Source organism: Bradyrhizobium forestalis (assembly GCF_002795245.1).
GTDB classification, from domain to species: domain Bacteria; phylum Pseudomonadota; class Alphaproteobacteria; order Rhizobiales; family Xanthobacteraceae; genus Bradyrhizobium; species Bradyrhizobium forestalis.
In genome coordinates, this window is record NZ_PGVG01000014.1 from 58486 (window position 1) to 71617 (window position 13132).

A 13132-nucleotide genomic window follows, 5' to 3' on the forward strand; every position below is an offset into this window, starting at 1 on the left:
TCAAGACCCAGACCGTCCGTCATCCGTGCGTTCGGAGCCGCCCGCCGTGCATCTCAGCTATCTCCGGCGCGAGGGTGTCCTGGGGACGGGGACAAGGCGCGGGGCCCCGACGCCGACGATGCCGATGTCAAGTCGTTCCGTGAGCGCTGACAAAGTTTCAGGGGCGTACATCTTGGTCAACCACTTGAGGAGCTGTTAACGCAAATCAGTGACGCCACACAACACGGGGGCTACCGTTCGTGTGCCCGGAGGGGCGAGCACGAATACGGCCTACGTTTCATCCCCACGGACCGTTGGAAAGAGAATTCACTCGTCTCCCTGAATAAGGAAAATCGTCGTAATTCGTGCGCGCGGTGTCGAACTCGCCGCTGAAAGTCAATAGCAGCGAGGACAAATTGGGCCTTTCGTATTGGCTCACCCGAGGATGTAGCATCCGCTCGACCGATGTAGCTCCGGCTGTCGGTCCGAAGTTCCATGATGGCGCGCAGGATCAGAGGCACTGGGGACGTCGCGAACTCCCATTACACGCAGTGCCATCCGCAGTCCCGGGACCACCGGCACGACCGCACCTGAATGATCGTCTCGGCTGCTTTGCGTCTGAGCAATTTCGTTCTTCATCCAATCAGGTGAGCAGTTCGCTCCGCGGTTGCCGGACCCTCACGTAGGTCGCGCTCTCGTCCGTTTTCGCGCTGGTGCGGCTACGGTTAGCGGCCAGTGCATAGGCTCGAAGTGTAAGCCAGAACGACTGGTCGAGAGCGGAGATCGAAATGCACGCGTTCGATGCAAGGCTGGATCTGGCCGCGGTCCGCATCGCCTGGACCTCCTAACCAGCTTCACCGCCAGGTGAATGCAATGCACGACGCAGACCTGCGCGCCGATTGGGAGGTGAGGCGGAACGAGATTTGGCTCGCAGATGATCGCATCAAGCGTGGCAGATGTGGTCGCGGGTTTGTCTCCCTTCTTCGACCTTTGTCAGCTTCTCGAAAGCCAGCCTCTTTAACACTCAAGCTTGGCCTCTCGATGACGAAGCCGCCAATGTCTAAATTCGTGACGAACTTCAGCTCACTCCATGGGGAGATCTTCAAGAGGCCTTTGTTCTCATAATAGAAAGGAGAGCTTTATGGATCCGAACCGAATCGACAATGCCCGTTCACCAGAATCACCAACGGCGCACGTCTGGACACAAGAAGATCATGATTTGTTCAGTCAGATCATGAATGAAGCGGGACCATCATCATCTGCCGCACCTGAGGAAGCGGTAGATGTCTCATTCGCCGCTCCCCCGAGATTCTCACACGGTTCGCAAATCGCCCCTGACTTCATGGTCGAGAGGCTGTTCCACCAAGGTCTCTTGCCGGACTCGGACCAGCCGACGATGACCTATGAAATCCGAGGTCACCGCTACACGGCCGGTTTGGATGGGTCCAATCGCGTTCTTCTTTTTCATAACCCTGCGGAGGACCAAGTGGTTGCGGCCGGCCGGGCGGGGCTACCGGAATTCGGAGCTTTCTGGACGGAGCACCGGCGCTTCGGAACGCCGCTACCACAGCAATGGGCCACACCTGCCCTGATGGACAAGCTGCGCGAAGAAGGTTTCATGCCGACCGAAAGTAACCCGACAACAATCCAGCTTAACGGACGGGCCTACAAAGCCGAATTAGCCGAAGGAGGGTTCGTTAAGCTTACGCGGGTATGAGACGCAACCCGACGGTGAAGCGATCGCGCCGGACTGGAGCCCCGCGGTCACTTCGGTTGTCCTTACCCGGATAGACAATTCACCGCTCAGCAAGTGGATTGCTCGCGCCGCCAGTGGGTTCGCATCATCGGACCCACTGGCAGCCCACGAGATTCACGGCCATCCTGGCCGTTTCGTCTGGGTGGTGCCTACGTGTCATTCGGGCTGCAATCTAACCCGTATTGCCTAACCTGAGGATGTTACTTTCCCTTGAGTGATGTAGCTACTGCCGTCGACCAGTCCGAGGTTGCACCGTGGCACGCAGGAGCGGAGGACTGGGCCCATTACACGCGGCCAGCGCCGTACCTCTAGCCGTGCGCGGCTTTGCGTCTGAGCGATCCCAACAAGCGCTGCACGATGGTGTGCTTGCGGCGGGCCGAGCTGTTCGGTGTTGCTCAGCGAGGCGGAGACTTGCGAGCGCTCAGGAAGGGCTACTCGGCCGCCGACCAGCGCTCGATGTCGGCTGGGTTCGTGCAAATTGGGCGGCGAAACCGGTAGCCGTGCAAGGTATACGCGGGAGCGGCGTAGGCGGTGCCGGTGCGAGCCTAACATAGCCTTGTGCGCGCGGAGGTATTCTCAGGGAGGTGGAAGCAAAGGTTACATATCTGCAACGATCGTCGCAAGTGGCTCAGTCGCTTTGCGTAGCAGTGAGATTGGGCGAGCTTATTGGATCGCGATCCTGTCAATTGGCGCTACCAGATCTGGGCGTTTTGCAAGCACTGCCTCCTCCGTAGGATCACAGCAAAGCCGCATGTACATAGGCGTGCGCAAACAGCTTCGAACCGCGGAAGAAGGCGCCATGACGAACATCAATCTCACCTCGCCATCTATTGCAGCTGCACGCGGCGGACAGCGAGCCATCACCGAACAAAAAGTCTTCAAATGGAGAGTGCTGGCCCCGAGACCTCGAGGTTTCCAGATAATACTAGGCATGAAGCCGATGGCGCGGATGGCTGTAGCAAGAAGGCGCGCGCTCGCCATGTACGATCTCGACCGGTGCTGCGCAATCTGGTGGCTCTATCGTCTCCATTTCGGGTTCACCGGCGACGTGATGTTGGGGCTCGCCGCGGTCACGGTTGCTCAGAAGAGATCCCGCTGCGGAATATAGCAATCGTGGCGTCTAGCGCCTTCCATACAGGCTCGGCCACCGAACCTACCGCAGGTTACGCGTTTGGCTGGCGGACAAACGCGTTGCTGAACGCCAATCGCCTCGAGTCTCTCCCGGCCAACAGGCCGCAAATGACGTCGAGTACCGGCGGCCTGCGTGGGGCGCCGATGGTGCCAGCCAACGCGATCAGCAGGCCGCGAAGATCGGACTTGTGCTCGCACGTCACACCTAAAGTCGAAACTTTCGGCGGACGATGCTGCCCGCAGCGCCGAGTTGTGAGTGGCCGAGCGGTGGCGCAAGCGATCATCGAGGATTTACCTACTGCGGCGATGAGCAAGGCGGCCGCTGCGCAACATGCCGCCCTTAGTAAGAACCGATTGTCAGGTTTGAGACGGACGTCCAAAAGTCGACACTTACATGGTTGGAACGACTGGAGAACCTCCAATTTTCAAGCGGCACGCTGCTTGCTCCACCGAAAGCCAGCGGACGCAATTCCCGCATGCCCGCGCTTTGAAGCCGAGTATGCATCCTCCGATGCTTCCACTCACCTAGCAAGACGCTCAAGTCCGGCTGGCCAACTTTAGGACTACTCCCATGAAGAATTCGCTTTTTCTCGCAGCGTCGCTATCCATGAGCTGTTTGATGGCCGCGGGACTGTCCCAGACGCTAGGGCCTGCGACCGGAGCCGAGGATCCTTTTCTTTGGCTTGAGGAGATCGAAGGGTCGCGCGCATTGGCTTGGGCTCACACCCAGAACGACAAGACATTCAGTGCGCTCCAATCCGATCCACGTTACCAGCGCTTCTACGGCGATGCGCTATACATTCTTCAGGCCAAGGACCGGATTCCGTACGTCTCATTGGGACGGCGCGGTCTCGATAATTTCTGGCAGGACGAGAACCAGGTGCGCGGAGTCTTGCGGCGTACGACGCTTGAAAGCTATCGCACCCAGAGCCCTCAATGGGAGACCATCCTCGACGTGGATGCTCTCGCTGACGCGGACAAGAAGAACTGGGTTCTTAAAGGGGTGAGCTGCCTCCCGCCCGAAGAGCGCCTATGCTTGCTCAACCTGTCCGAGGGCGGAAAGGACGCTGTGTTCGTCCGGGAGTTCGACGCAGTCGCCAAAACCTTCGTCACGAACGGCTTCGCACTTCCCGAGGGAAAACAGGAGGTCACTTGGGTAGACAGCGACACGGTCCTCATTGCACGAGATTGGGGCGAAGGGACCATGACGCAAGCCGGTTACCCTTTCGTTGTGAAGGAGCTCAAGCGCGCTCAGTCGCTCGTGGAAGCGCACGAGGTCTTCCGGGGCGAGCCGACCGATGTCGGGGCCACACCATTCGTGCTGCGCGATAGTGAGGGCACGGTCCATGCGACCGGCGCCGTCCGCAGCATCAGTGCGTTCGAGCACGAGTATGTTCTCTTTGGGTTCAAGCCGACTAAGCTCAATCTGCCAAAGAAGGCGACCATCGGGGGCATCGCGAGTGGTCGCCTGCTGGTGACGCTAAACGAAGACTGGACGCCACCGTCCGGCGACACCTCCTTCTCAGCCGGCTCGATCATCTCGTATGACCTGGCCGAATGGAAGCAGGATCCGCTGCGCGCCAGACCCACGCTCGTTTTCAAGCCTGGGCCTCGACAAGCACTGAGCGGATTCACCGCCACAAGAAACTTGTTAATCCTAACGATTCTCGACAATGTTCAGAGTAGGGCGTTCGTCTACAAGTACCATCAGGGCGCCTGGCAGGCCACGCCGATCCCGCTTCCAGAGAATGCGAGTGTCGGTCTGGCTGCGGCATCGCATGAAACGGACGAGGCGATGTTCACCGTCTCCAGCTTTCTTAGCCCGACGATGCTCTGGTACTTCGACGCTGCAACCGAACGCCTTGAGACGCTGAAGGCGACACCTCCTAGGTTCGACGCCTCGAGACTTGTCGTCGAACAGTTTGAGGCAATCTCGCGCGATGGCACCCGCATTCCTTACTTTCTGCTACGCCCCAAGAGCGCAAGGTTTGACGGATCAACTCCAACGCTTCTCTATGGCTACGGTGGGTTTCAGACTCCGCTCATCCCCTCTTACCTGGGCCTCACTGGACGACTCTGGCTCGAGCAGGGCAACGCGTATGTTGTTGCGAACCTGCGTGGCGGGGGTGAGTTCGGGCCCCAATGGCACCAGACTGCCCAAGGAGCAACGAAGCAGCGCACATGGGATGATTTTATCGCCGTCGCGGAGGACTTGATCCGGCGCAAAATCACTTCTCCCCGCCGGCTGGGCGTAGTCGGCGGTAGCCAAGGAGGCCTCCTGGTTGGGACAGCAATCACCCAACGACCCGAGCTCTTCAATGCGGCCATCTTACAGGTTCCGCTGTTCGACATGGTTCGGTTCACCAAGCTGGGCGCCGGAGCCTCCTGGATCGGCGAGTATGGCGATCCCACCATTCCCGAACAGCGCAAATGGCTCGAGGCCTACTCGCCCTATCAGAGGTTGGTGCCAGGCACGACCTACCCGTCCCCCTTTATTCTCACGTCCACCAAGGACGACCGCGTGCATCCAGCGCATGGCCGCAAGGCAGCGGCGAGGCTCGCTGCGTTGGGCCAACCGTACCTCTACTATGAGAATATCGACGGGGGCCATAGCGCCGCCGCCAACCTCATTGAACAGGCACGCCGGATCTCTTTGGAATATACTTATGCATCCCAGCGGCTTGTCGATGAGTGATGTCGAGGACTAAGATCTACTTCAATGATGACGCTTGGCGGACGACGTTAACGGCGGCGGCGCCAGCAAGCCCGTCTTTGCTCATTCTCCGCAGACTATAGTATCTCCCTAGAGGTGAATCCGAGCGATCAGCCACCCCTTAGTCTCGCCTATCAGTCCGGGTAGGTGACTCAAGGGCCGATTTCTCGTTACGTTAATGCCCACGAGGCATTTCGTGTGACCAGCCCTCGCGGCATACCGGCGCGCCAGCCTCTCGATCCCGTGGCTAACTTCATTGGCGGTGCGGACGCGGATAGCGATAGCGCCTTTCTCGTCAAGTCCCCTCGATAGGCACCAAGTCGCTGATTTCCGTCTAGTGCTGACCGGCGTTATGTCGCTCAGTCGTGCGATGCTGTATTTCTCTCGTATCAGCGAGCCAAAAGTGTGCAATCCTCATCTTGCTCGCTTTTTCGTCAATCCGCAGGATTCCCCGGTTGAAGGCTCACTGCAATTCCACAAATGCATTCCGGCAATCGACCGATACGCGGAGTGCGAAGAAACTGGCAGTACAATATGCACGGCGGAGGTATGGGCGGCTCAAAGCACCGAATTCGCAATTTTGACGCCACAGCGAGACCTGCCCGCTAACGGTGGAGTATCTACGATGGTACGGTCCGCAACCGACAATGTGTCGCCGATCAGCAGCCTGAACCGTCCGGCTGATCCTGCAGTCGTGACGATGTTTGAGTGATTGCAGGAATTTCCGTGGCAGATTGAGCGGGTATTGATAGCCCACACGTACTATTGACGGACTGCGCAAAGGCCTGTCAGCTTGCGGTAAGCTATCACAGATACAGAGTCCTTTGGGGTTAACGGGATATGGCAGGGACAGCGCTATTGCTCCAGATCGATCAGCGCCGAGTCATCTTTCCGCTAGTCTCAACGGCAGTGCGGATGTGGTACGGACTAGTTGGCCTGGTTTCAGCCCCCGGGTCCGGTTAGCACCGAGCCGCGCCCGCACTGTTTTACATCTCGCTCCGACCGATCGTGGTGGCCATCTCCACAAGCTTCGCAGCTACTCTGGCGAAGGTCGGTACACCACCTGAAAAGGTGAGGGCCACGTACTTCCATTTCTGCCGCGACGTGCGCAATGAATGGCATTGGGCCCTACATGCCAGGAGAGCCACCTGAATCGCGAGTTTGGCCGCAAGCGCTTCGGCGATGAAGGCTATGCCATGGAAGAGTTGGTCGCAGAGCTTGGCGCCGCCTTCCTGTCCGCCGATCTCGGCCTGACACCGGACGTGAGGGAGGGGCACGCCTCTTATATCCCTTCTTGGATCAAGGCGCTGAAGAACGACAATCGCGCGATCTTCAAGATCTCGTCCAATGCCCAGCGGGCGGCGGACTTCCTGTATCGGTTTCACCAAAAATTCCGCCGCGACCTGAGCCGCGGCGCCTTGTTCTCCCTGAGAGCCGGCATCGCGAGTAAGATCGACTTTAAATATCAGAGTAGTTGTGCGTCTTATCAACAATCCAGGGTTGTGATCTCTACTTTGGCGGGTAGAGGTGAATCACCGAAGCATGGGTTGCAGCCACGCATCGAGCGGGAAGGCGCAGAATGGCTCGCAACGTCATCATCTTCTCAGACCCGCCCCGACGTCGGCGCCGTCATTCGCGATAGACGCAAACGCCTCAAGCTAGACCAGTCGACACTGGCCAAGCGGATTGGCGTTAGCCGTCAATGGGTGATCGACGTCGAGCACGGTCATCCCCGCGCAGAGGTGGCCCTTCTTCTTCGTGCTCTCGACGTTCTCGGCATCCGGTGGACGCCAATAGTGGAGCGCCTACCAGCCGCTACCTCCGCAGTTGATATCAACGCCATCGTCACCAAGGCCAAGAAAGGCAAGACATGATGGCCGAGCTCATTGCACTTTTGGATGGCACCGAAGTCGGTCGCGTCCGCAGTGACGCGCGCGGCCGGCTAACCTTCGTCTATGAGAATGCATGGCGCAACGCGGAGGAGGCCCATCCCCTGTCGCTTTCCATGCCGCTTGCGGCCGAGGAGCACGGTCCAGACACTGTTCAGGCCTTCTTGTGGGGGCTGCTTCCTGACAACGAGCAGGTGCTCGAGCGCTGGGCCAAGAGATTTCAGGTATCGGCGCGCAACGTGTTTGCCCTCATCTCTAACGTCGGCGAGGATTGCGCCGGGGCAATCCAGTTCGTCACGCCTGATCGATTGCAGGCTCTGAAAACAGGCAAAGACGACAAGATCGAATGGCTGGATAAGCCGGAAATTGCAAACCGGCTTCGAGTCTTGCGAGAGGTTGACGCTGCCTGGCGTCTGCCCCGCGACACAGGTCAATTCAGTCTTGCAGGCGGCCAGCCGAAAACCGCGCTTGTCCTCAAAGACAACAAATGGGGCATTCCGTCCGGGCGCATACCGACCACCCACATTTTGAAACCACTGACGGGCGATTTCGATGGTCACGCCGACAATGAGCATAACTGCCTGCAGCTCGCACGCGAACTCGGGCTGCCAGCCGCTGAAACCAAGGTGATGCGCTTCGAACAGGAAATCGCGATCGTGGTTGAACGTTACGATCGGCAGGTCAGCGGGAACGACATCATCCGCGTTCATCAGGAAGATATCTGTCAGGCCATGGGCATCCCGCCGACCAAGAAATACCAAAACGAGGGCGGACCAACGCCTGCCGATGTGGTCGAGCTCTTGCGTACCTACTCGACAGACCGCGAGGCCGACCTTGAGACGTTCGTCAGCGCTTTGGTCTTCAACTGGCTCATTGGAGGCTTGATGCTCACGCCAAAAACTATTCATTGCTTCTGGCCAGCGGTCCTCTCGTGCGTCTCGCCCCCCTCTACGACGTCGCCAGCATTCTTCCCTATGACCACGTCGATCAGCGCAAGATCAAACTCGCCATGAAAGTCGGGGGTGAATACAAGCTCGGTCAAATTGGCTTGCGTCAGTGGAAAAAATTTGCGCGCGAGACGCGTGTTGATGCGGACGTGCTCATTGCTACACTGATCTCCATGGCCGGGCAGATCCCTGACCTGGTGCCGGACATTCGCACGCGCGCGCAAAACGAGGGATTGGAGAACACTGTTATCGAGCGATTGGCAACGGCTTTGGGCACGCGAGCCAAGTATTGCGAATACGTTCTGAAAGGGGATCTAGGATACGGATCATCCATCAGTTGAAGGGAGTCGAGCGCAACCACGAGCTCATTCATTCCGATATCGGCGCGCTCGCCGAACGGCTGTCCGATAGCCGTTGCTGCGCCGCCTCATGCTCGTCCGAGTTACGGTTTGCATGCACTCAGCTGGCGATCAACACGGTACGGACATACAAACTGCTGTCCGATGGGCGACGCGATCGGATTGACAGGCTCGATATGCCGAGCTCATTAAGCGCATTATGGCAAGATCTTTGGTCTCTGGTGATACTTACAAACATAATCCGGCACCCCTGAATCACTGAAAGATTATAATGACTGAATCGATCGTTGTTCACCGCGCAATCTGCGGGGGGCCGCGAGTGTTGTAACAAGCTTGTATAAAAAGAAGAAGTCGTATCGTTGGTGCCGCGCACCAGCGTGGCACGATACGAGTGAAGGCCGTTTGCCCAAGCATAGGCTATATACGCTGAACTGGTTTCTACTCAATCAGCCCGCCGGGATCGACCTGCGCTAGCAGGCGGTGCGCTGCAACAGAATCGATGTGAGCCTTCGTTCAGCTTTGTAATCAAGCCTGCGGCAAAGAATCCGCGGCAAACGGCCGGACGACGCTCAAGAGCTGCGCGAGAATGCAGTTTTAGGACAAATACGCGCACAAGAATGTAGAAGAGGCAGCTTCTTCCTCCATCATTGCGGCGCTCTGCTCCGGGTTGCCTCGCGATTGCCTGGGTTGAGGATTACACCTTGACTCCACTAGGATTGGGCGAGGCAGACTAGTTCGCGGGAGTTCTGCTTGATCGCTATGGAGTTGCTGCGCACCTACACTGGCTCGCCTGTCGGCACTGTGGGATCTCCAAATGTTGAACGCCGCTACAGCTGCGCTATCACGGTTGGTCCTCGATGAGGTCTGCGTGAGCCTCTCCCGGTACGAGACGAGCGATCGCGTTGATGTCACCTTGAAAATTCTGGAGGTGCCAGCACAGGTGAGACGGGGCCCGATCGGCTGAAACAAATTGGTCGCGAAGCGCTTTCCAATGCCTCGATAGCGGCACCCCCTCAGTATCACGCAGGCCTCCCAGAACGTCCATGATGTTGGCCGGGCACGGTGTTCGTCACGGGGAGCTAACGAATGTATCGGTCGTACATTTTGCCTCCTAGCGGGTCCGCACAAACACTGCCGAAGCGCCTATAAGAGGCCCGCTGCCGGGGAAAGTAGCAGGAAAGCTGCGCCTAGGTTTGACGACGTTCGAGGCCCCCCTGACCGCGGGGCCGTACCGTTGGGTCGTCTTATTGTTTGCGCCTTTGTGTACCCACGGTCCCGCTCAACTTCGGTCACGCCCGCAGGCACCAGTCGCCCTGAATCCTCTTTCCGGCGCCAGCCCGCGGAGTGACCCCGGCAATCTGCCATTGACTAAGATCAAAGGGTGCAATTCAGATCCTGTATCGTGGTGAACTTAACGGAGGCAAGAGGTCTTATGCGCTACCTTCTCCTTATCGGAGTGCTCGCACTTCCCATCCTCGTCGGCTCAGGATCGCGTTCGACGGCTGGTTCGCGGGCTCATTCGTACACGTCACCGGTACGCCAGGACGTCTATTGTCTGCAGGGACGCAGTTGGGGATATCCGGGCAATTGCCAGTTCTCGACCTACGACCAGTGCGTGGCTACTGCATCAGGTACATACGCCTATTGCGGCATCAATCCGACCTACGCTTTCGGGCGGCAAGGAAGACAATCGCGCTGATGTGAATCGGAATCGCTGGTAAGCCAAGCGGCGGATTTGAAACATCTGCCCGGGCAGGCTCCTGTTGCCGTTCGTTCGCCTCACCTTTTCTGCGCTCGCCTTTTCTCGGATGCCGGCCAGGCCCGCGGATACCTGTGCTTCTCCGCGACAGACAAATGAGGAGTATAACAGCCGTTCGAGGCAGAGCCTGAGCCGACATTCATCAAGACAGCCCTCCAAGAAGCTGAAAATTATCGGGCGATCTGTCCTAACATTAGTAGGCCGGCTGCGGCTCTCGATTTGGCCCGGCGGCCGCAGCAGATTGGCGACGGGTCGCCCTGTGCGGTGAGCCAGGGCGGCCCCACTGCTCTGATTGGCTGCCCGAGTATTGATGCACTCGGCCACTAGGCGCTAATTCCGAGCAGAAATACGGCCCCGAAGCCTTTACAAGCGCCGCTATCCTGCTTGTTGCAATGCTACATCGCCAAACATCCCTAAGGGAAACCGGCCATTGGTTAGATCGCGATATTTCCCTGTCGCGGCAGTGCTCTTTTGGGGCGCTCTCGGGTGCCTTTTCTGCTCTCTTTGGAAGTTGCCGTTCTAATCGTCGCGCTGCCTGGTCTGACGCAATTTCATTCCGAATCGGCGCTCTCGCAATATTACCGGGTATTTTCAGTCTTGCGCCGGCCCGAAGTCGCTCGCCAGGAATTGCTCGTGAGTCCATTGCTTCAGCGCATCGTCGTTGAGTGCCGAGTTGACCAAGGCGTTCCAATTCTCACCTGCCTCTCTCCATTTCGTTTTTCGGTCCGGAAGGTTACGCAGCAACCGAAATGCCCTCGTTGCGAACTTGCTTGCCTCCTTCCCTTCAGCAGCCTCGCGGATCACGTCTTTGAACAATTGTTCGGGAAAGGTCCACCCGGCGGCTGTGAAGCGGTCGGCAAACATGTATTCGAACGAGGCGCGAAACACGACCGCGGCTAGCGCATCCTCATATTCCGTGCCTGCGCTGCGCAGGTCGAACCATTGCAGCAGTCTTCGAACGGCTGCAGCAGGCGAAAACTGGCAGTCTCCCAGCGTAAGAGATACGAACATATACGCGATGTCTGATTGAAGTTCCTCGTCCAGGGACACGAACCAACGTTTGATTGCTTCAATAGGAGTCATGTGACAATTGCTATGAAAACGCGAGAACACAGGATGCGCCTCCGCTCTGGCGCGCTTGATCACGTAGCGCCACTGCTCTCAACCAGCCGACTGCCGGCAGGGGCAGTAGTCCAGGAATCCCTGCTTCTCTGCTGTAAGACATCGACGATGGTGCCCGCCGCAATTCGATGGCACGTCGTGGTTGGCTACAAAATAATGCGTTCTTAACAGAAGAGAAGTATCAAGCAACGGTGTAGGGTCCTACCTCGTGCAAAATGAACGCATCTCGGTCAGTTGTCCTCACATTAGACGGTGAAATCATTCTTTACTCAACCGAGAACGACGCGACGAGCTGTCGAGGATAGCCGATAGCGCTCTGGGCCGCGCTCGTAGAACACCGCGCCTCCAAATGCCGCAGAGTTATCGCTTATCATCGTCTGACGGAAGAAGATGCAGAAACCATTGCTAGAGTAGACGTAATCGCTGCGTTGGAGCTTCTGTCGGCGCATGGCTCCTTCAGCTTGCGCACAGCCATAGCTTGGAGCACCGAATTTGATCACTGGGCACCGGCCCGAGCTGTGTTGCAGAGCTGCATGTTAAATCCAAGCTCCCGATCCAGGATTTGGGTGCTCGTTGGCGGCGAGTCGGTTCGTGGGCTCAAGTTGTTGACCGGCTAGGCGTCCCGCAGCTGCTGCTCTCTTGAAGGTTCTTGCATCTTTAACGCGGCGTGCAGGCGAGCCTTTTCCAGCCGCTGCCTGACTCCGCTAAGGCAACTAGCCAGCTTTGCAAAGTCCGTAATATCGAGATAACCAGCAACAAACTCATCGAGTTCTTCCTGCTGCGCCGCGATGCTCGCAAGTTGTCTGCGAGCGCTATCGGTTAGCGACAGGTTGACGATTCGTGCATCGTTCGCGCAGCGCTTCCGTCGCACAAATCGCTTATCCTCAAGCTCTTTCGAATGCCTCGTAATGAAGGCGGACTCAACCTTCATCAACTTTGCAACCACGTTGACCGGAACTCCGCCGTCCTTTTCCAAGTCGATCAACGCCATCAAGATCATCATTTGTGGTGCAGCAATGCCCAGCGCATGCGCTTGGAAAGAACGAAGGTCGTCCAGACACACATTAATGGCTCTGATCTCCCACGTGAATCGCCTGAGCACATCCTGACTCGCGACAGGGCTCTTTCCGAGCCGTCTTTTCAATCCTGGCAGCTTAGACGGCATCAGATTTCAGGGAGCCTCCATCCTAAAACTATTCCGGGCGAGCAGAGCGCAGTTGGCGGGGGACTACATATGCCCCTACTTCGAAGCGTAGAATCTCGGGTCAATAAGCAATCCCACCAACTCGCTTCTGTGCCAACCCTCTTTGCAGACACGTCCGGTGCCGAAGCTGCCTAGGTGCAAAGCAGCTTCACACACTCACCCTGGTGAATTCACTCAAAATACAACTCTCATATGCAGAATCCGGGCTTCATGACCTGCTTTTGCGCGCGATTGCAGCGTCTGACGTCCTGAACGTCGCGAGTCCGCTCCAAA

Annotated in this window: 9 protein-coding genes; 7 read left to right on the forward strand and 2 right to left on the reverse strand. The window is 57.7% G+C overall.

Annotated features, from left to right (window positions below; translation table 11 throughout):
* Positions 1-1120 precede the first annotated feature (1120 nt).
* The 7 genes from CVM73_RS18380 (at position 1121) to CVM73_RS18420 (ending at position 10473) form a co-directional block, all read left to right on the forward strand.
* Complete coding sequence (locus CVM73_RS18380; RefSeq protein WP_100233344.1) at positions 1121-1696, forward strand: hypothetical protein; 576 nt, start codon at positions 1121-1123, stop codon at positions 1694-1696.
* An 838-nt stretch (positions 1697-2534) separates the two neighbouring features.
* Entirely contained in the window at positions 2535-2843 is a 309-nt protein-coding gene (locus CVM73_RS40690; RefSeq protein WP_157329652.1) for a hypothetical protein, read from the forward strand.
* A gap of 594 nt (positions 2844-3437) precedes the next feature.
* Positions 3438-5561 carry a prolyl oligopeptidase family serine peptidase gene (locus tag CVM73_RS18395; RefSeq protein ID WP_100233345.1) on the forward strand — a complete coding sequence of 708 codons (2124 nt, stop codon included), beginning with the start codon at positions 3438-3440 and terminating at the stop codon, positions 5559-5561.
* A gap of 1133 nt (positions 5562-6694) precedes the next feature.
* A complete protein-coding gene (locus CVM73_RS18405; protein ID WP_430641307.1) occupies positions 6695-7453 on the forward strand; it encodes a zincin-like metallopeptidase domain-containing protein in 759 nt (252 codons plus the stop codon).
* Entirely contained in the window at positions 7450-8481 is a 1032-nt protein-coding gene (locus tag CVM73_RS18410; RefSeq protein WP_283809921.1) for a HipA domain-containing protein, read from the forward strand. The genes CVM73_RS18405 and CVM73_RS18410 overlap by 4 nt, the downstream gene beginning before the upstream one ends.
* The gene (locus tag CVM73_RS41480) at positions 8400-8756 is read left to right on the forward strand and encodes a HipA domain-containing protein (protein ID WP_283809922.1); all 357 of its coding nucleotides are present in this window, start codon (positions 8400-8402) and stop codon (positions 8754-8756) included. Before CVM73_RS18410 ends, CVM73_RS41480 begins: the two co-directional genes overlap by 82 nt.
* Positions 8757-10206: 1450 nt before the next feature.
* Complete coding sequence (locus CVM73_RS18420; protein ID WP_100233346.1) at positions 10207-10473, forward strand: DUF3551 domain-containing protein; 267 nt, start codon at positions 10207-10209, stop codon at positions 10471-10473.
* 651 nt (positions 10474-11124) lie between these two features.
* On the opposite strand, the gene CVM73_RS18425 is transcribed toward CVM73_RS18420, so the two are convergent.
* Together CVM73_RS18425 and CVM73_RS18430 are read right to left on the reverse strand one after the other, a co-directional pair.
* Positions 11125-11679, reverse strand: a complete 555-nt coding sequence (locus CVM73_RS18425; protein WP_245452331.1) for a hypothetical protein — start codon at positions 11677-11679, stop codon at positions 11125-11127.
* 589 nt (positions 11680-12268) lie between these two features.
* On the reverse strand, positions 12269-12820 hold the full coding sequence (locus CVM73_RS18430; protein ID WP_100233348.1) for a MarR family transcriptional regulator: 552 nt from the start codon (positions 12818-12820) through the stop codon (positions 12269-12271).
* Between the last annotated feature and the right edge of the window lie 312 nt (positions 12821-13132).

What these genes read in the sequence shown, in the direction of transcription:
- CVM73_RS18380 (WP_100233344.1), top strand. Translation starts at nt 1,121, where the DNA reads ATGGATCCGAACCGAATCGACAATGCCCGTTCACCAGAATCACCAACG.
- CVM73_RS40690 (WP_157329652.1), top strand. Translation starts at nt 2,535, where the DNA reads ATGACGAACATCAATCTCACCTCGCCATCTATTGCAGCTGCACGCGGC.
- CVM73_RS18395 (WP_100233345.1), top strand. Translation starts at nt 3,438, where the DNA reads ATGAAGAATTCGCTTTTTCTCGCAGCGTCGCTATCCATGAGCTGTTTG.
- CVM73_RS18405 (WP_430641307.1), top strand. Translation starts at nt 6,695, where the DNA reads ATGGCATTGGGCCCTACATGCCAGGAGAGCCACCTGAATCGCGAGTTT.
- CVM73_RS18410 (WP_283809921.1), top strand. Translation starts at nt 7,450, where the DNA reads ATGATGGCCGAGCTCATTGCACTTTTGGATGGCACCGAAGTCGGTCGC.
- CVM73_RS18420 (WP_100233346.1), top strand. Translation starts at nt 10,207, where the DNA reads ATGCGCTACCTTCTCCTTATCGGAGTGCTCGCACTTCCCATCCTCGTC.
- CVM73_RS18430 (WP_100233348.1), bottom strand. Translation starts at nt 12,820, where the DNA reads ATGCCGTCTAAGCTGCCAGGATTGAAAAGACGGCTCGGAAAGAGCCCT.